The following is a 17,727-nucleotide window of genomic DNA, read 5'->3' as shown; positions in this document are numbered from 1 at the left end:
CGCCAAGAGGTTCTCGACGCGTTCACTGCGTGCAACCGGTTGTCTCAGCGCGGGCCGCGTCGACGACCCTGTACGAGCCATTCTCCTCTTGCGGAAGTTGAACCAGCTCGAGAAGCCAGTCTCTTGCGAACTCTCCTTGTTCTGCTGCCGTTACAAGTTCGCCGGACGTGCGATCGTAGTCGCCTGTTGCCGGGCCGATCGTGAAACACTCGCGTAGCACCGCTGATCCACCTTGGAAGTCCCGGACGAACACCCTGCTTACCGCAGAGTCGCCCGAGCGCTCAACTACCCCGCTGGCTTGCATCTCCTCGACGGTGACAGCCACGTCGTCAAACGCTTGGAAGGCATGTGTGCGACGCAGTGCCTCCTCGTCGAGTTCGCCAGTGCTGTAGGCGGTGAACTCGTTGTTGTAGGCATCGGCGTAGGCGTCGAGGATGAGTTGTTCGAGGTCGTCGGGGATGTCGTTGTCCGGATCGGGGGTGAGCTCGGGCAGCGGCGCGTAGAGGGGCTCGTCGTCGCCGATGGGCGGCGGTGACGGATCGGCTTCCTCCTCCGCCTCCGACGGGTCCGCTTCGGGCGGTTCGCTCGGCGTCCGCTCCTCGATCGGCTCCGGCGTGGCCACCGACGCCTCGATGGTGTCGTCGCCACCACCGCTGCAGCCGACCATCATCACCGCGAGCGCGACGAGCGTCGCCGTTGTCGATCCTCGACCCACCACGGGCAACCCCCGTCCGCCGCCGTGCGATTTCGCGTCCTCTCAGGACATCGTGTACGGACCCTAATCAGACCGGGCTAGTCATGCCAGTGGTGATCCACAGGCGCCAAGAGCCGTGCGCGCAGCATCACAGGGCCGGCAGGCCGTCGATGGAGGTGCGGTTGTGACGGGCGCGGTAGCGGTCGAGCTGCTCGTCCGTCCTGCCGTCGACCCACCGCCGAAGCGTGTCGCGCTCCTCGACCAGCTCCATCCGCGGTATGGAGTAGCCGCAGGAGGTCGACACGCGATCGGCCTCCACCTCGACGATCGAGCGACTGCCCCGGATCCGAGGCAGCACCGCATCGAGGTCGGCCCATCCGGGCTCGCCTTCGAGGTGCACGCGGCCGACCCCGTGCACGCGCACGAGCGTCGCCTTCCGGTCGAAGCCGCACCAGAGCAGGACGATGCGGCCGTCGTCGCGCAGGTGGGCGATCGACTCCGCCGTCGAGCCCGTCAGGTCCCGGTACGCCAGCCGATGTGGCCCGAGGACGCGCAGGGTGTCGTACCCCTTCGGCGAGACGTTGAGGTGACCGCCGAAGGTCGGCGCCGTGCCGACGAAGAAGACCGGATGGGCCTCCAACCACGTCCGCAGCTCGTCGTCGATCCCCGCGTCCAGCATCTTGCTCATGTGCCGGCCTTCCTCGGGTCAGTCCCCTTTGCTCGACCCGCCGCCACCGGTGCGCAGCGCGGAGACGAACGCCTCCTGCGGGATCTCGACCGACCCGACGTGCTTCATGCGCTTCTTGCCCTCTTTCTGCTTCTCGAGCAACTTGCGCTTGCGGGAGACGTCGCCGCCGTAGCACTTGGCCAGCACGTCCTTGCGCTTGGCCTTGATCGTCTCGCGCGCGATCACCTTGGACCCGATGGCGGCCTGGATCGGCACGTCGAACATCTGCCTCGGGATCAGCTCTTTGAGCTTCTCGACCATCGACTTGCCGAACGGGTACGCCTCGTCGCGGTGCACGATGGAACTGAACGCGTCGACCGGTTCGCCGTTGAGGAGCACGTCGACGCGTACCAGGTTGGACACCTGGTACCCCGAGGGCTCGTAGTCCAGCGACGCGTACCCGCGGGTGATGGACTTCAGCTGGTCGAAGAAGTCGGTGATGATCGACGCGAGCGGCAGCTGGTAGCGCAGTTCGACCCGTTCCTCGGTGAGGTAGTCCATCGCCTCCATGTTGCCGCGACGCCCCTCGCACAGCTGCATGACCGGACCGACGTAGCTTGACGGCGTCAGCAACATGACGCGCACGGTCGGCTCGGCGATCGTGTCGATCATGTTCGGTTCGGGCAGGTCCTGGGGGTTGGACACCTCGACCACGACCGGCTCGCCGGTCTCGGGGTCGATCTTCTGGTCCAGCGTCACCCGGTAGCGCACCGACGGCGCGGTGGTCACCAACGGGATGTTGAACTCGCGGTCCAGCCGCTCGATCACGATCTCGAGGTGGAGCAGACCGAGGAAGCCGCAGCGGAACCCGAATCCCAGCGCAAGTGAGGTCTCCGGCTCGTACGAGAACGAGGCGTCGTTGAGGCGCAACTTGTCGAGTGCCTCGCGCAGCACCGGGAAGTCGTCGGAGTCCATCGGGTACAGCCCGGAGAACACCATCGGCAACGGTTCGCGGTAGCCGGGCAGCGGCTCGACCTCGCGTGAGGTCTTGCCCGCCTTGGTGATGGTGTCTCCGACCTTTGCCTCCGCGACGTTCTTGATGGCCGCGGACAGCACGCCGACCTCGCCGACCCCCAGCGCGTCGATGGGCGTCTCCTCGGGGGAGTTGACCGCGAGGTCGTCGATCTCGCCCTCGAAACCGGTCGCGAGCAGACGGATCTTGTCGCCAGGACGCAGTTCCCCGTCGACGACGCGGAAGTAGGCCAGCGTGCCGCGGTAGGCGTCGTAGAACGAGTCGAAGATCAACGCCCGGGTGGGCCCGTCCGGGTTGCCCTGTGGCGGCGGCACCCGGTCGACGATCGCGTCCATGACCTCGCGCACACCCTCGCCGGTCTTGGCGGAGATGCGCAGCACGTCCTCGGGCTCGCCTCCGATGATCGCGGCGATCTCGCGGGCGATCTCCTCGGGTCTGGCCGCCGGCAGGTCGATCTTGTTCATCACCGGGATGATCTCGAGGTCGGCGTCGAGCGCGAGGTACAGGTTCGCGATCGTCTGCGCCTCCATCCCCTGCGCCGCGTCGACCAGCAGCACGGCACCCTCACAGGCGTTGAGCGCCCGCGACACCTCGTAGGAGAAGTCCACGTGCCCGGGGGTGTCGATGAGGTTGAGCAGGTACTCCTCGCCGACGTCCCCGAGCGGCTTGTAGGGCAGGCGCGCCGCCTGGGCCTTGATCGTGATGCCGCGTTCCCGCTCGATGTCCATCTTGTCGAGGTACTGCGCCCGCATCTTGCGCGGGTCGACCAGCTCCGTCAGCTGCAGCATCCGGTCGGCCAGCGTCGACTTGCCGTGGTCCACGTGGGCCACGATGCAGAAATTGCGGATGCGGTCGGTCTGATAGGTCACAGGCGTCGGGCCTCGGAACAAGCGGTGGCGACAGCCGGGCGGCGCACGGCGCGGGGTACGCCGGCGGCGCACCGAAGGAACCGCGAGCTTACCGGTGCCACTTCGGCCGCCTTCTGACGGGCGTTCGGGGGTGAGTCCGACCGGACACGGGCCACGGCACCCGTTCGGTCAGCCCAGCGAAGGGTGGTGCGCACGGGCCCGCGACCCGTCGCACCATGGGATGCACATCCACCTCCGAACTCCATTCAGGAAGGGTCCGCCACCATGGGATTGCTCAAGAAGGCGTTGCTGCTCAAGGCCGGTCGCACCGCGTACAACCAGTACAACCGTCGCCGCGGTGGATCCGCGCGCCCCGCAACCGGCGCGGGCTCACGGACCGGAGGGACCGGCGGCGGTGGCGGGCTCGCCCGGCTCGCCGAGAGCTTCCTCGGCGGCGGGCGCCGTCGCCGCCGCTGAGCCACGCGCTGCCGCTCACCGACGAGCCGCCGCGACCGACGACGCCGCCCCTGACCGACGAACCGCCGCGGACCGGCGACGCCGCCCCTGTCCGGCGACGCCGCCCCTGACCGACGAGGCTGCCGCTGACGGACGGGGCGGCTTCCCAGTTGCGGCGGCGGGGGGCGCGCGGCGCATGGCAAGCTGCGGCGCCACCGCCCGGAAGGAGCCGCGTGCGCGGCCTGGTCTTTCATGGCCCCGGCGACATCCGCTTCGACGATGCGCTCCCCGACCCGGTCGTCGAGGCCCCCGACGACGTCGTCATCGAGGTGACCACCGCAGGACTGTGCGGCTCCGACCTGCATCCCTACGAGGGGCGGGAAGCTGCGCGACCGGGCGTCGTCCCCGGACACGAGGCCGTCGGCGTGGTCACGGCCACTGGACCGCAGGTCCGGGACTTCCACGTCGGGGACCGGGTCCTGGTGCCGTTCACGACCTCGTGTGGGGCCTGCTCGGCGTGTCGCCGTGGTCTGAGCGCCCGCTGCGAGCACGGAGCCCTGTTCGGGTGGGGCGACCCCGAGGACCCGGACCGCCCCGCTCTCCACGGAGGGCAGGCTGCACGGCTCCGGGTGCCACTGGCCGATGGCACGCTCGTCGCGGTTCCGGCGGCCCGCTCGGACCTCGACGCGGTGCTGCTCGCCGACAACCTCCCGACCGGCTGGGTCGCGGTCGAACGCCTGGGCGACATCCACGGACAGACGGTGGTCGTCCAGGGCCTCGGCTCGGTCGGCCTGTGCGCCGTCTGGTCGGCGTGGCAGCTCGGCGCCGCGGCGGTGCTCGGCATCGATCCGGTCGAGCACCGCCGACGACGTGCCGAACGACTCGGCGCGACGACGTGTGCTCCCGACGACGCCGCGTCGGCGACACGCGAGCTGACCCGCGAGGGCGTCGCCGGGGTCGTGGACGCCGCCGGGACGGCAGCCGCACAACGGACCGCGGCGGACCTGGTGCGTCCGGGCGGGACGGTGTCACTCATCGCGGTGCCGACCCAGGAGCACTTCGCCGTGTCGCCGGTCGCCGCCTACGACCGCAACCTGACGATCGTCGCGGGGCGCGCACCGGTGCGGTCGCTGCTCGGACGGCTGCTCGACCAACTCGACGGCGTGGCGCTGCCCACCGAGGTGGTCGTGACCCATGCCGAGGCTGACCTCGCCGACGGCCCCGCGGTCTACGCCACCTTCGCCGCACGCGAGGCGGACATGGTCAAGGCCGTTTTCAGGCCGTGATCACTCCAGGCCGCGGCTGAACGACTCGGCGACGATCTCGCTGCAGGTGGGACACATCGGGTACTTCGACGGGTCGCCGTCGGGGATCCACTTCTTGCCGCACAGCGCCGTGACCGGCTTGCCGGTGCGTCGCGAACGCTCGAGCTCGCGCTGACGGACGTAGTGGGTGAAACGGTCGTGGTCGCCGGGTTCGCCCGTCTGCGGGGACTCGCGAACCTCCGGTTCGACGACCGGTGTCTGACGTGTCGGAAGATGTGTCGGTGCCATGGCCGCAACAATACCCAGGATCAGTAGCTGCCGGCGACGTAGTCCTCGAGCTGACGCGTCTGATCACGCAGCTCCTCGAACCGCCACTTCACGATGTCGCCGATGGAGACGATCCCGACGAGACGGTTGTCCTCGCACACGGGCAGGTGACGGATGCGGCGCTCGGTCATGTCCTGCATCAACTCATCGGTCGTCGAACGCGGGGTACAGGTGTGCACGGGCGAACTCATGACGTCCTCCACGCGCAGCCGCAGAACGTCCCCCCCGACGTCCGCCATCTGCCGCACGACGTCGCGCTCGGAGACGATGCCGACGACCTCACCGGCGTCGTCGACGACCACCAGCGCGCCGATGTCGCGCTCGCCGAGCATCCTCACGACGTCGGACACCGAGGTCGCCGGCGAGGCCGTCGCCACCTCGCGGCCCTTGCGGTCCAGGATCGTGGCGATCGAGACACCCATGTCGCTCCTCCCAGCAGCGCGCTCCCGCGCCGAGTCTCGCACGGCGGCGAGCGCGAGGGAAGGCCCGCTGGCCGATCGGCGGTGTGGCGCCGGCATCGACCGTCCCCGTGCCTGTGACGCTGGCGGTGACCACACCCCGAGGAGCTGGTCGTGAGCGACGCGGACGGTAACGCCGAGTTGGAGATCACCGAGCACGAGGACGGCTGGGCCGTGACCCGCGACGGCGAGGTGCTCAGCACCCACGGCAGCCGTGCCGGCGCCGAGGCGGACCGCTTCCGGCTGGCCGAAGCCGACGCGTCCGACGCCGAGGAGGCCGACGCCGTGCTGACCGACGAGCAGGGCGCGCACCCCGACAACGCCGGCTCCTGAAGTTTTTCTGTACGCGGCAGGGGCGTGCGGGAACCGGACGCTGACGCGCGACGTCACACCGGGCAACCCGACCGAACCAAGGAACCACCGTGAGAACGTTGTTTCGCCGTGTCGCCCCAACCGCCGGCCTGCTGCTGGTGCTGACCGCGTGCGGCACCGACGCCGCCACCGAGGCCGAGGACGTCACCGCCGGGGGCGGTGCCGCCGCTGGCGCCTGCCTCGAGGGCACGGAGGACTGTGTCGACGCCGACCTCGGCGGCGGCGACCTCGAGGACCCGATGGTCGACGAGACCTTCGACCTCGACGCTGCCCGCCGTGACGCCGAGTCGCTGCTCGGCGCCACCGAGGAGGACCTCGAGATCTGGGGCGACGTGCGCATCGAGCGCAAGGGCGACGAGGAGTTCATGCTCACCATGGACCTCATGCCCGGCCGCAAGAACGTCCAGCTCGACGAGGACGCCGACGGGGTCTACCGCGTGACGCACGTCAGCCTCGAGCTCCCGGACGGCGAGACCGAGGAGTTCTCGGCCGACTGACCGCAGCCGCTCCAGGTCGGTAGGTGGCCACCGCGAACGTGCGGTGGCCACCTTCGACGTGCCACCATCCCGCCCGCTCGACGCCCGAGTCCGGCAGCGACAGGAGTGAACGATGACGTGGGATCCCCGAGGCAAGGTGGCGGTGGTGACCGGCGCCTCCAGCGGCATCGGTGACGCGACCGTGCGGCGCCTGGCCGGCGTGGGCATGGTCGTGTACGCGGCGGCCCGCCGCACCGACCGCCTCGAGGCATTGGCCGCCGAGCTCCCCGGCGTCGTGCCGCACACCGCCGACGTGACCGACCAGGACGCCGTCGACGCCTTGGCGGCACGCGTGCGTGACGAACGCGGGGTCTGCCACGCCCTCGTCAACAACGCCGGAATCGGGGGCGGGGTGTTCAACGGTCGTGACGACCTCGACGACGCCTTGCGGACCCTCGACGTCAACCTCGGCGGGGTCGTGCGCTGCATGGCCGCCTTCGCCGACCTGCTGGAGGCCGGCGCGCCCTCCCGGGTCGTCAACGTCGCCTCGGTGGCGGGCAAGCTCGGGATCGGACCTGCGGCCTATGCCGCCAGCAAGTTCGGCGTCGTCGGCTTCAGCGAGGCGCTCGCCCTTTCCTGGCGGTCGCGCGGGATCACGGTCTGCCAATTGAACCCCGGCTACATCGAGACCGAGGGGTTCACCCAGGCGCAGATCAAGCGCACCCCGCTCGGGCGCCTCGTCGGCCAGCCGGACATCGTCGCCGATGCGGTCGCCGACGTCCTCGCCAGCGGCCGGACCGAGCGCACCGTGCCGACCTTCTACCGGGCGTTCGTCACCCTGCGTCACCTGGCGCCGCCGGTGTACACCGCGATCGCACGGCGTATGGCGCGGTCGGGCGGTACGCGCGACTGACGTCGGTCGGTGGCGCGGCGCGATCGGCGAAGAACCCTGGCCGTCCGCCCGTCGAAAGTCGCTGCAGTCCGGCCGGCGAACGAGGACGATGGGGGTCGAGATCAGCGAAGGAGACCCCATGCAACTGCACGACCTTTCCGACAAGCTCGCAACCGGGCTCGACGAGATCCGTGACCGCACGGCCGACGCCGTCAGCGGCGACGGTGGCTCGGTGTTCCGTGAACTGAGCAAGCTGAGCAAGCAGCTGTCCGGGGTCGAGAAGCACCTCAGCAGCCGCATCGACGACGTCAGCGACGAGCAGACCGACCTGATCGACGACCTGATCGGCGCCAGCAACCGGACCACGTGGCCGCGACGCCTCTTCTGGCTGCTCGTGGGCGCCGCCGCCGGTTACGGCGTCGCCTACCTCACCGACCCCGACCGCGGCCAGGACCGCCGCCGTCAGCTCGGTCAGGAGCTCGGCTCGAAGGCCGAGGAGGTCAAGAGCCAGGTCGTCAGCCAGACCGAGCAGCTGCGCGAGAAGGCGGCCGAACGCGCCACCGAGATGCGCGACGACGTCTCGGCCCAGGCCACCCAGGCCATCGACACCGCCGCCCAGAAGGCGGACGAGCTGCGGGGCCAGGCGGGCCAGGTCGCGGCGCAGACCCAGGGCGCCGTCATCGAGTCGGCCAAGGACGCGATGCCCGACCGTCCGACCGAGGACCCGAAGCTGCTCGAGGACCGGATCAAGAGCCAGATCTTCGGCTACCGCGACGACGTCCAGGACGTCATCATCAAGGTGGACGGTCCCGGCCAGGTCGCCCTCAAGGGCACCGTCCCCACGCCGCAGAACGAGCGTGAACTGCTCGCGGCGGTCGCCCAGGTCGACGGCGTCGTCGACGTCCGCTCGGAGTTGACCGTCCGCAGCATCTGACCGAAGCAGCACCACTCGGCCGCCCGCATCCCGCGGGCGGCCGATCGCTGTCGTCCCACCGTTGCCGGAACCTGGTTACCGTGCCACGCCTCTCCCGCCTCGAGGCACCATGACCCGCCGCCCCGCTCTCGGCCGGGTCGAGTTCACCGCGATGCTCGCCATGTCGATGGCGCTCGCGGCGCTCGGCCTCGACCTCATGCTGCCCGCCTTCGGCGCCATCCGGGCCGACCTCGGTCTCGCGAGCGACTCCACGGCCGTCGCCGGCCTCGTGACCGCCTACATGCTCGGGCTCGCGGCCGGTCAGCTCTTCTACGGACCGCTCGCCGACCGTTACGGCCGCCGTCCGACGCTGTTCGTCGGCTTCGGCGTGTACGCCGTCGGCGCGCTGCTGTGCACCGTCGCGCCGAGCCTGGACCTGTTGCTGCTCGGCCGGTTCGTGTGGGGGCTGGGTGCCGCCGGCCCGCGTGTCGTGACGCTCGCGGTCGTGCGCGACATGTTCGAGGGCGAGCAGATGGCCCGCGCCATGTCGTTCATCATGGCCGTGTTCATCATCGTTCCGGTGGTGGCACCGACGCTGGGCGCCGCCGTCGTCACCGTCACGACCTGGCGGGTCCTGTTTGTGCTGTGCCTGGTCGCCGCCGCCGCCATGGGCGTGTGGGCCCGGCGGCTGCCGGAGACGCTGCCCGTGGAGTCGCGGCTCGAACTGCGTCTCGGTCGGGTCGCCCGCGCGGCCCGCCTCGTGGTCACCCACCGCCAGACCCTCGGCTACACGCTGGCGCTGACGTCGCTGTACGGCGTGTTCACGTCCTACATCGCCAGTTCCGAGATCATCTTCGGTGAGACGTTCGGTCGCCCCGAGGCCTTCCCGGTCATCTTCGGAGGGATCGCCGCATCCATGGGTCTGGCCATGCTGGGCAACACCCGACTGGTCCGTCGCTTCGGAACCCGCCGCACGGCGCATGCGGTGCTGCTGGGCTACGTCGTCGTGGCCGGCGTGCTCCTCGCCGTCGCCCTCGCGACCGCCGGCCGACCGCCGCTCGCGGTGTTCCTGCCCCTGCTCGCCAGCATCCTGGTGGGTCACGGGTTGCTGATCCCCAACTTCAACACGATCGCGATGGCGCCGATGGCCGCGCGCGCGGGGACGGCGGCCTCGGTGATCGGTGCCATCCAGCTCGCCGTCGGCGCGACGTTGGGGGCCGTGCTCGATCGGCTCTTCGACGGCACGATCCTGCCGATCTCGTTCGGGTTCCTCGGCTACGGCATCGTTGCCCTCCTCATCGTGCTGGCGACCGAGCGCGGCACCCTGTTCCGGCCCCTGGTCGATCCGGTCACGAGGCCAACGCCCGGACGTCCGCAACAGGCCTGAGCCGCTGCGGCGGTCGCGCATGGTTGGCTGCCGCATCTTCGTGCGATGGGACGACCCAGGTGTGCGGGCGGGTGCGCTTCGACCGACGTGACCTGGTCACGACCGGTCTGCTCGTCGTGCTCCTCTCCGCGGCCTATCTCGCCACGGCGAATCGGGGACCGGCGTTCGTCAACGACACCCGCGCCGCCACCGTCGCCGCGTGGTCGGTGGGAACGCGCGGCACCGCGGCGTTGCCGGAGACGTGGCCAGCGAGCCGCAACTACTGGGGAATCGAGGGACGCCACGGCCACGTCTACGTCAACCGCTTCCCCGGCGTCGCCTACTGGGCGGCACCGGCCTATGCCGTCGCCGACGCCGTGTCCGCGAAGCCGCCGCCCGCCCACCCCTTCCTGGTCGATCCGCGACCCGCTGCGGTGACGGCGTCAGTGACGGCCGCACTGGCCGCCGGTCTGCTCCACCTCCTCCTCCGCACCGAGGCGGGCAGGTCCACGTCGATCGCCGGTGCGCTCGTCTTCGCGCTCGGCACGTCGTTGTGGTCGACCGCCGCCGACAGCATGTGGCCCCACGGTCCGACGTGTCTCGCGCTGACCGCCCTGCTGCTCGGCTGGCGACGCGGCTGGGCGCCACTGGCCGCCGCCGGTGCCGTGGTCGCCGTTCTGGTCAGACCACACCTCGTCGTCGCCGTCGTCGTCGTGGCCGCGTACGCATGGTGGCGCGAGGATCGACGCGACGCGGTCTGGATCGCGGCCGCAGCAGCAGTCGGACTCGCGCTGATGACCGCCTACACGGCCTGGGCGTTCGGAACGGTGCTGCCGGTCGCCGGCTACGACACCACCGCGCACCTGCGGGGCCTGATCCGTCACTCACCGTGGCAGACGGTCCGCGACCTCGGCCTGGCGTTCGTGTCGCCACACCGCGGCATCTTCGTGTTCTCCCCCGTCGTGGTGCCCGCGCTCGTGGCGGTCACGGTCGCGTGGCGGCGGCTGCCACGCTGGACGCTGGCCGCGGCGACCGCCGGACTGGCCTATCTCGTCGTCCAGGTCCGGGCGGTCGGCTACCAGGGCGGCACGGACTTCTTCGCCTACCGGATCTCGCTCGAGCCGCTGCTGCTGAGCGTGCCCGCGATGGCGCTGGCCGTGCAGGACGCGGTGGAACGCCGTCGCTGGCTGGTCGGCGTCGTCGCCGTCACGGCCGTGGCGTCCGTCGCCGTGCATGCGTACGGCGCCGTCGACGGCGGTGTGTCGCCCGACACCGTCGCGCGCTGGCAACAGATCGATGCCACGGTGCGACGCGACTTCGACGACCGCCGGCTCGGCGACGTGGACCTCCGCATGCCGGCGGGATGACCCGGGTCACCGCCCCAGTGGGTACCCCGGTGAGGTGGTCGCGAAACAGATGGCATCGACCCCGTGGACGCCGGAGAGCTCGGCCAGCCGGTCCGGGTCCGGCGTGAACAGCCCGACGGTGACGCGGTTGATGTTCGGCCGCAGCCCCGTCGAGAGCAGTTGGCCAGATGCCGGCTCCTGGCCGCCCGTGGCGCGCAGTTCCGCCTCGAGACGTCCCAGCAGCCCGAGCAGCTCGGTCCAGGTGTGGTGCACCTGCGCGACGGCGAACCCGGGGTGGAAGCGCTCGTGCAGCACGGTCGCCCACGCATCGGTGTCCCCGGCGAAGCCGACGACGAAGGTGTCGAGGTGGGCGTCGTACCACAGGCCCGCATACCCGTCCGCCGCCTCGCCGGTGCCCCACTCCTCGAGGTCCAGCATCCAGGCCGTCGGATCACCCGGCTCCTGGCGCAGGTGGTGCTCCACGCCGTCGACGCCGTCGATGTCGTCGACGGGGGCAGCGGTCGTCGGTGGGCCCGCGATGCCGGCCGGCGCCTCCACCGGCGGCGGAGGCACGTCCTCGCACCACGGGGCGATGTCGGGGTCGTCCGCGGTGTCCGGGCGCTCGTAGGCGTCGGCCTCCGGGACCCACCCGGGCGGCTCGCGCGTCTCGTGGGCGGGAGCGTGCTCGAGGACGACGCAGACGCGCTCGGGCCCGAACCGTTCGGCGAGGTCGGCGACGTGCTCGTCCGTGGGCTCGTAGAGGCCGATGGCCACCCGGTTGCGCGGCAGGTCGAGGTCTGCCCACCGCACCGTGCCCGGCTCCGGACGCAGCCCCGCCTCGCCGCCCAGGTCGTCGAACGGCTCGGCGGACGAGTTGCCGGTCCGTCGGCTGCGGTCCACCTCCGCGGCGACGTCGTGGTGGACCTGCTCGAGCTCCTGCAACGTGTTCGTGGCACGGGCGACGGCCAGACCGGACGCGAACCGGTGCCGGATGATGTCGGCGTTGGCGGCCACGTCCGCGGTGAAAGCGACGACGTGGACCCGGTGTTCGGCGTCCAGCCAGGTCCCCGCGTACTGCTCGGGCACCTCCTCGCTGCCCCAACGTCGCAGTTCCGTCTCGCTCCCGGGCGCATCGACGGCATCGCCGGAGGTGGCGATGTCGGCGTGCCAGCGCGCGTTGCTGCCGGTCGGCTCGACCCCTTCGGCGAGGCTGACCTCCAGCGGCGCGACCCGGTGGCACTCGAGCGGGGAGTCGGCGACCCCGACCTGGCCGAACGCGTCCACGTCGGCGCGGGTGTCATGGCTGCGTGACTCGATGGTGGGCGACACCGGCCCGCCGCAGGCCACGGTCACCGCCGCAAGCCCGACGACGCCCGACCGTACGAGGTGCCGCATCGCTCCCCCTCCCCCGGCCGGAGAGCCTAACGGGTCGCGGATCAGGGCAGGGCCATGCCCTTGCGGAACGGCACCAGAATGCGCTCCTCGACGAAGCCGTTGTTGGTGTAGACCTTGCGCGCGGCCGCGTTGCCGACGCGCACCGTGAGGTCGGTGACCTCGCAGCCGAGGATGTCGCGCAGTTCGTGACAGGCGGCCGCGACCAACGCCGAGCCCAGGCCGCGGCCCTGGACCTCGGGAGCGACACCGAGGAAGTCGAGGTAGCCGGCTCCGTCCTCTTGGCGCTCGACCGCCGCGTAGCCGACCGCACGACCTTCCTGGATCACCACGAGCAGGCGGCGATCCCCGCCCGCCACCAGCTTGTGGCCGGGCGTGTGGGTGTTGGCGAACAGCGCGTCGTGCAGGGCCGCGACGTCGTTCCGCTGCTGCTCGGTCAGCTCCTCACCGGCCACCGTCGCGACCGTTCGGGGCGGCAGTCCCCCGGTGAGCGAGCGGCCGAGCACCGCGGACGCCTCCTCGGCGTGGAAGCCGTTGCGCGCGGCGAAGTCGGACAACCACGCATGCCGTTCGTCGCCACAGGTCTCCTCCTGTGTGACCTCGTCCGGCAATCGTTCGCGTCCGTGGGCCAGGAGGGCGTCGGACACCGCGGTCGCATCCGCGTCCGGCGCGACGAACGGGCCGTGCCACCAGCATCGTGGCGGGTCGGTGTCCCACTCCGCGGCGAGTGCCCCGACGATGCGGGAGCCATCGCGGGCGACCGACAGTCCGGCCGTGCCCAGCGGTTCGAGCCCCTGCAACTGCAAGCGGATCGGTTCCGCGTCCAGTCCGAGGTAGCCGATGTGATGGGTCGGGTCGGCCTGCTGCGCCGCCATGAACTCGGCAACGGCCGCGACGTCGTCGGGATCGGATTCGAGGTGCAGCACGGCAGGCGTCCTTCGCGCGGGAGAGCCTGCGGACACTAGCTCGTGACCGCGTCCCTACGCTGACCGGGGAGCCGACGAGGAGACCGACGTGCGCGTGGTGGTGACGGCCGACACCCACCTGCGGCGGGACTGGCCGAACCGGCGGCTGCCGCGTGCGGCGGAGTCCTGGTTCTCGCGGGCCGACGTCATCCTGCACGCGGGCGACATCACCCAGGCGGAGCACCTCGAACAGTTGGCCCGGTTCGCCCCCGTCCACGCCGTGCTCGGCAACAACGACCGGGAACTCGTCGGACAGCTGCCAGAGACCCTGGAGCTCACGCTCGGTGGTGTCGACGTCGCCATGATCCACGACAGCGGTCCGTCGCGTGGCCGGGCACGGCGTCTCCACGAACGGTTCCCGCAGGCCCACCTCGTCGTCTTCGGTCACAGTCACATCCCCGTCGACGAGGTCGGCGTGGACGGCCAGCGGCTGTTCAACCCGGGCTCACCGACCGAACGGCGACGTATGCCGCACCGCACCGTCGGCGTGCTCGAACTCGACGATGGCGCCATCCGCCACGCCAGCATCGAGGTGGTGGACGAGTGAGCCGGGCGCGGCCGGTTCGACGACGCCGGCCCGACCCGACAGACTGCGCACATGACCCCCAGACGAACCGTCGCCGTCGTGCAGGCCGAGCTGGAAGCCGTACGCCGCCACCTGCACGAGGCGCCGCCGCACCACGGCAGCGGGACGCGCGCCGCGCTCGAGGAGCGTCAGCGACGGCTGGAGCGCGAGCTCGCCTCGTTGCGAACCGCGCAAGGGCGTCGGGCCTAGCGGGTCAGCCGCCGTGCGCCGTCGGCAGGCACAGCAGAAAGGTGCTGCCCTCGCCGGGTTCGCTCTCGACGGTCAGGGTGCCGCCGTGGGCCTCGGCCAGCACCCGGCTGATGTAGAGACCGAGGCCGGCGCCCGGGGCCGACGAACCGCGTTCGAACTTGTCGAAGATGCGGTCGACCTCGTCGGCCGCGATGCCGGGGCCGTGGTCGACGACGCGGATCTCGATGGTGCCGTCCTCGCGGTCGCGCAGCACGATGGAGGGCGCTTCGCCCGCGTACTTGAAGGCGTTGGTGACGAGGTTCGCCAGGATCTGCTCGACGCGCGTGGGGTCGGCCGCCACCGGCGACAGCTCGGCCGGGCCGGTCACGGCGATCGTCCCGTCGTCGGCGAACAGCTCGACGACGCGCTTGACCACCGCCCGCACGTCCAGCGGGGCCACCTCGAGCACCAGGCCGCGGTCGGCCTCGAGCCGTGCCAGATCGAGGAACTGGCTCACGAACCGTTGCAGCCGCTCGATGGCGTGCTCCATCAGCGGCAGGGTGGCGGCGACGTCCTCGTCGGATCGCGAGGTCCGCAGCACGGTGACGGCGCCCAGCAGCACCGCCATGGGCGTCTGCATGTCGTGGCTGAGGTAGGCCAGGAACTCCTGCTTGGCGTCCATCGCAGCAACCCGTCGGAGGGCCTCCTCCCGCTCGCGCTGGCGGTACTCGAGGTCGTCGAGCAGCACGTTGACGGCGTTGCCGATGACGCCGAGCGGGTCGTCCAGCGCACTCGGGTCGACGTCGACCCGTACGTCGGTGTCACCGAGGCAGGCCAGGGAGATGACGTCGAGCAGTTCTTCGAGGTCGGGGATCTTCATCAGCCGTTCCGCTGGTCGGCCAGGTACCGACGCGCCTCGTCCTCGCGCTCGAAGACCTGTCCGCGAACCCCCGTGCCCTTGATGAACATCAGCACGATCAGCTGGATCCGGTGGTTGGCGTTGAACCATGCCAGCGTCGAGACGTCGCGATGCGCCCGGAAGTGCTCGCCCCACGTCGCGCGCCAGGAGGCGTCGACGTCGACCATCTCGGAGCAGTCCACGAGCAGGCTGTAGGGCGCCGGTGGCTCGCCCACCCACGCGCGCAGCTGACCGACCAGCGCCTCGGCCTCGGCCCGGCCACCCTCACCGCGTTCGGTGAAGCGCAGCGCCGCGGCGCGTGTCTCCGCCTCCCATTCGAGGGCGACCGGTCCCACCTCGACCACCTGAACGGCCACGTGCCTCCCGGTCTCCGGCGCACGCACGCGGTGGCCGCTCGGCGCGCGAGCGTAGCTCGTCCGCCCCGGGGTGAGCCGCCGGCCCGCGGCGCCCGAAGTTCCCGAATCGGACCAAATGCGCGATCTGCGTTCGAGCACTTCGTCCGAGGAGTGGTCCGGCCGACCTCTCCTTCATCATCCCGCGCGCCCGGCCCCCGCCGGTGCGCCCAACCCGCCGCCGACCTTCGGGGAAGCATGCGTCGCACACGCCGCCGACACGTCCTGTTCCTGCTCACCGCCGTCACGGGAGCGACCCTCGCACCGGTCGCGCCGTCGTTCGCCACCGAGGTGGCACCGCCCGAAACCGTGATCGAGACGTTGGCGGACCTGCCCGAGCGCGCGGTGGCGGGTGGCGAGGCGGGCACGCCGGTCGTGGAGACCGAGACGCCCTTCTCCATGATCGGCTTCACGCTGCCGGCCGGCGCCGACGAGGTGACGGTGCGGACGCGGGGTCTCGACGGCGGCTGGAGCGACTGGGAGGTGCTCGACCGCGAGGTCATCGGCCTCGACGGGCCCGATCCCGACACCGACGAGGCCAGGGAGGCGGCCACGGACGCATCCGAGCCACTGTGGGTCGGCGACGCCGACGCCTTCCAGGTCCGTGTCGACGGCGAGATCAGTGACCTCGCCGCCACGCTGATCGACACCGAGGGCCTGTCCGAGGGCACCGTCGCGAAGGTCGTCCGCCACCTGCGTCCGCGCGCCGTACCGGTGGTCGCCGAGGCGTCCAACCGCCCGGCCATCATCTCGCGGGCCCAGTGGGGCGCGAACGAGTCCCTGCGTCGCGGGAGTGCCAGCTACGCCACGCCGCGCTTCGCCGTCATCCACCACACGGCCGGTTCGAACAGCTACACCAAGGCCCAGTCCGCCTCGGTCGTGCGCGGGATCTACAGCTACCACACCCAGACCCAGCGGTGGAGCGACATCGGCTACAACATCCTCGTCGACCGCTACGGCCAGATCTTCGAGGGACGCGCCGGCGGTCTCGAGCGCGGCGTCGTCGGGGCCCACGCGGCCAACTTCAACAGTGGCTCCTTCGGCGTGTCCGTGATGGGCAACTTCGAGGTCGCCGACATCCCGGCGGTCGCGGTCGAGTCCGTCGCCAGGGTCGTGGCGTGGAAGTACGACGTGCACGGCATCGACGCCCGCGCCAGCCGCACCATCTCCCACGGCGGTCGGACGCTCAACGTCCTGACCGCCCACCGCAACGTGGGCTCGACCGCCTGCCCGGGCCGGTACTTCTACGCCAAGATGGGTGCCCTGCGCAGCCGCGTGGCGGCCCTGGCGACCGGCGCCACGCCGGCAGCTCCCGCGCCGGCGCCGACCACGCCACCGACGCGGTTCGCCGACGTCCCGCTGACCCACGGGCACTACGCCCCGATCGAGCAGATCGCCACGCGGCAGATCACGAGCGGCTGTGGGTCACGCTTGTACTGCCCGGCGGAGACGGTGACCCGGGCGCAGATGGCCAGCTTCATCTACCGGGCGTTCGACCTGCCCGCCGCCGACGGACACCGCTTCCGCGACCTCGACGGCAAGGCACACCAGGAGGCGATCGCCGCGGTCGCGAAGGCCGGTATCGCCAACGGCTGCTCCCGCGACCGCTTCTGTCCCGATCGTCCGGTGAGCCGGGGCGAGATGGCATCGTTCCTGCAGCGGGCACTCGACCTGCCGCTGCGCCAGTCGCCGTTCGTCGACACCGGGCACAGCGTCCACGACCGCGCCATCGGCGCCATCGCCGCGGCCGGCATCGCGAACGGGGTCAGTGACCGCCGCTTCGAGCCGGCCACCGAGGTGCATCGCGCCGGGATGGCGCTGTTCCTGTCGCGGGCCCTCGAGGAGTGAGGCGATCTCGGTGACCGAACGGGCGGGCTGGGGTGCGGTGCCGACCCGTCCGGGACGCGACGCTCGTGGTCAACCGATCCCGAGGTACCCCACGTGACCCAGCAGGCGACCTTCCGACCTTCCGCAGCCGTCGACGGCCCTCCCGGCTACCGCGAACGGGCGGGCCAGCTCGTCACGGTCGTCGAGGAGATCAAGGCGGACCAGGACCCGGACGCCGACGCCGACGACGTCGCGACGCTCTTCCGCGTGCGGTTCGAGGACGGGATCGAGACCGAGGCGTTCGAGGACGAACTCGAGCTCGACCTGACGGCCTTCGACGAGGCCGAGGCACCCTCGAACTGACG

At 71.1% G+C, this 17,727-nt stretch carries 21 protein-coding genes; 12 read left to right on the top strand and 9 right to left on the bottom strand.

Annotation, left to right across the window (positions count from 1 at the left end):
* Nucleotides 1-22 precede the first annotated feature (22 nt).
* The 3 genes from ACERMF_RS15645 to lepA form a co-directional block, all read right to left on the bottom strand.
* Entirely contained in the window at nucleotides 23-724 is a 702-nt protein-coding gene (locus ACERMF_RS15645; RefSeq protein WP_373670072.1) for a hypothetical protein, read from the bottom strand.
* Nucleotides 725-842: 118 nt separating this feature from the next.
* A complete protein-coding gene (locus tag ACERMF_RS15640) occupies nucleotides 843-1,382 on the bottom strand; it encodes a pyridoxamine 5'-phosphate oxidase family protein (protein WP_373670071.1) in 540 nt (179 codons plus the stop codon).
* An 18-nt stretch (nucleotides 1,383-1,400) separates the two neighbouring features.
* Nucleotides 1,401-3,284 carry a translation elongation factor 4 gene (gene lepA, locus ACERMF_RS15635; RefSeq protein ID WP_373670070.1) on the bottom strand — a complete coding sequence of 628 codons (1,884 nt, stop codon included), beginning with the start codon at nucleotides 3,282-3,284 and terminating at the stop codon, nucleotides 1,401-1,403.
* 243 nt (nucleotides 3,285-3,527) lie between these two features.
* Between lepA and ACERMF_RS15630 the strand changes: the two genes are divergently transcribed.
* Both ACERMF_RS15630 and ACERMF_RS15625 read left to right on the top strand, forming a co-directional pair.
* On the top strand, nucleotides 3,528-3,719 hold the full coding sequence (locus tag ACERMF_RS15630; protein ID WP_373670069.1) for a hypothetical protein: 192 nt from the start codon (nucleotides 3,528-3,530) through the stop codon (nucleotides 3,717-3,719).
* Nucleotides 3,720-3,931: 212 nt separating this feature from the next.
* Complete coding sequence (locus tag ACERMF_RS15625) at nucleotides 3,932-4,984, top strand: alcohol dehydrogenase catalytic domain-containing protein (RefSeq protein ID WP_373670068.1); 1,053 nt, start codon at nucleotides 3,932-3,934, stop codon at nucleotides 4,982-4,984.
* Here ACERMF_RS15625 and ACERMF_RS15620 read toward each other — a convergent pair whose 3' ends face one another.
* Nucleotides 4,985-5,251: a DUF3039 domain-containing protein gene (locus tag ACERMF_RS15620; RefSeq protein ID WP_373670067.1), complete on the bottom strand. Its 267-nt coding sequence runs from the start codon at nucleotides 5,249-5,251 to the stop codon at nucleotides 4,985-4,987.
* Between the two features lie 20 nt (nucleotides 5,252-5,271).
* On the bottom strand, nucleotides 5,272-5,712 hold the full coding sequence (locus ACERMF_RS15615; RefSeq protein WP_373670065.1) for a CBS domain-containing protein: 441 nt from the start codon (nucleotides 5,710-5,712) through the stop codon (nucleotides 5,272-5,274).
* 150 nt (nucleotides 5,713-5,862) lie between these two features.
* On the opposite strand from ACERMF_RS15615, the gene ACERMF_RS15610 reads away from it, so the two are divergent.
* The 6 genes from ACERMF_RS15610 to ACERMF_RS15585 all read left to right on the top strand — a co-directional run bounded on the left by ACERMF_RS15610 (nucleotide 5,863) and on the right by ACERMF_RS15585 (nucleotide 11,134).
* Nucleotides 5,863-6,081, top strand: a complete 219-nt coding sequence (locus tag ACERMF_RS15610) for a hypothetical protein (RefSeq protein WP_373670064.1) — start codon at nucleotides 5,863-5,865, stop codon at nucleotides 6,079-6,081.
* An 89-nt stretch (nucleotides 6,082-6,170) separates the two neighbouring features.
* On the top strand, nucleotides 6,171-6,617 hold the full coding sequence (locus tag ACERMF_RS15605; RefSeq protein WP_373670062.1) for a hypothetical protein: 447 nt from the start codon (nucleotides 6,171-6,173) through the stop codon (nucleotides 6,615-6,617).
* Between the two features lie 112 nt (nucleotides 6,618-6,729).
* Complete coding sequence (locus ACERMF_RS15600; RefSeq protein ID WP_373670061.1) at nucleotides 6,730-7,509, top strand: SDR family NAD(P)-dependent oxidoreductase; 780 nt, start codon at nucleotides 6,730-6,732, stop codon at nucleotides 7,507-7,509.
* Nucleotides 7,510-7,627: 118 nt separating this feature from the next.
* Entirely contained in the window at nucleotides 7,628-8,422 is a 795-nt protein-coding gene (locus ACERMF_RS15595) for a YtxH domain-containing protein (RefSeq protein WP_373670060.1), read from the top strand.
* A 109-nt stretch (nucleotides 8,423-8,531) separates the two neighbouring features.
* Nucleotides 8,532-9,788 (top strand): multidrug effflux MFS transporter, encoded by a 1,257-nt coding sequence (locus tag ACERMF_RS15590; protein WP_373670059.1) that lies wholly within the window; start codon nucleotides 8,532-8,534, stop codon nucleotides 9,786-9,788.
* A gap of 71 nt (nucleotides 9,789-9,859) precedes the next feature.
* Nucleotides 9,860-11,134, top strand: coding sequence for a hypothetical protein (locus tag ACERMF_RS15585; protein WP_373670058.1), 1,275 nt, complete (start codon nucleotides 9,860-9,862; stop codon nucleotides 11,132-11,134).
* A 6-nt stretch (nucleotides 11,135-11,140) separates the two neighbouring features.
* Here ACERMF_RS15585 and ACERMF_RS15580 read toward each other — a convergent pair whose 3' ends face one another.
* The gene (locus tag ACERMF_RS15580) at nucleotides 11,141-12,508 is read right to left on the bottom strand and encodes a hypothetical protein (RefSeq protein ID WP_373670057.1); all 1,368 of its coding nucleotides are present in this window, start codon (nucleotides 12,506-12,508) and stop codon (nucleotides 11,141-11,143) included.
* Between the two features lie 41 nt (nucleotides 12,509-12,549).
* Nucleotides 12,550-13,431 (bottom strand): GNAT family N-acetyltransferase, encoded by an 882-nt coding sequence (locus ACERMF_RS15575; protein ID WP_373670056.1) that lies wholly within the window; start codon nucleotides 13,429-13,431, stop codon nucleotides 12,550-12,552.
* Between the two features lie 88 nt (nucleotides 13,432-13,519).
* Here ACERMF_RS15575 and ACERMF_RS15570 point away from each other — a divergent pair, with 88 nt between their 5' ends.
* On the top strand, nucleotides 13,520-14,017 hold the full coding sequence (locus ACERMF_RS15570) for a metallophosphoesterase family protein (RefSeq protein WP_373670055.1): 498 nt from the start codon (nucleotides 13,520-13,522) through the stop codon (nucleotides 14,015-14,017).
* Nucleotides 14,018-14,068: 51 nt separating this feature from the next.
* Nucleotides 14,069-14,245: a hypothetical protein gene (locus ACERMF_RS15565; protein ID WP_373670054.1), complete on the top strand. Its 177-nt coding sequence runs from the start codon at nucleotides 14,069-14,071 to the stop codon at nucleotides 14,243-14,245.
* Nucleotides 14,246-14,249: 4 nt separating this feature from the next.
* On the opposite strand, the gene ACERMF_RS15560 is transcribed toward ACERMF_RS15565, so the two are convergent.
* Together ACERMF_RS15560 and ACERMF_RS15555 are read right to left on the bottom strand one after the other, a co-directional pair.
* Complete coding sequence (locus tag ACERMF_RS15560; RefSeq protein WP_373670053.1) at nucleotides 14,250-15,104, bottom strand: sensor histidine kinase; 855 nt, start codon at nucleotides 15,102-15,104, stop codon at nucleotides 14,250-14,252.
* Complete coding sequence (locus ACERMF_RS15555; protein ID WP_373670052.1) at nucleotides 15,104-15,499, bottom strand: STAS/SEC14 domain-containing protein; 396 nt, start codon at nucleotides 15,497-15,499, stop codon at nucleotides 15,104-15,106. The genes ACERMF_RS15560 and ACERMF_RS15555 overlap by 1 nt, the downstream gene beginning before the upstream one ends.
* Before the next feature lie 234 nt (nucleotides 15,500-15,733).
* Between ACERMF_RS15555 and ACERMF_RS15550 the strand changes: the two genes are divergently transcribed.
* Nucleotides 15,734-17,383 carry an N-acetylmuramoyl-L-alanine amidase gene (locus ACERMF_RS15550; protein WP_373670051.1) on the top strand — a complete coding sequence of 550 codons (1,650 nt, stop codon included), beginning with the start codon at nucleotides 15,734-15,736 and terminating at the stop codon, nucleotides 17,381-17,383.
* A gap of 93 nt (nucleotides 17,384-17,476) precedes the next feature.
* A complete protein-coding gene (locus ACERMF_RS15545) occupies nucleotides 17,477-17,725 on the top strand; it encodes a hypothetical protein (RefSeq protein ID WP_373670050.1) in 249 nt (82 codons plus the stop codon).
* Nucleotides 17,726-17,727: the final 2 nt, after the last annotated feature.

It is taken from the genome of Egicoccus sp. AB-alg6-2, from assembly GCF_041821025.1.
Lineage (GTDB): Bacteria > Actinomycetota > Nitriliruptoria > Nitriliruptorales > Nitriliruptoraceae > Egicoccus.
Note: the sequence above shows the minus strand (reverse complement) of the source record. Positions and strands in the feature narration are given on the sequence as shown.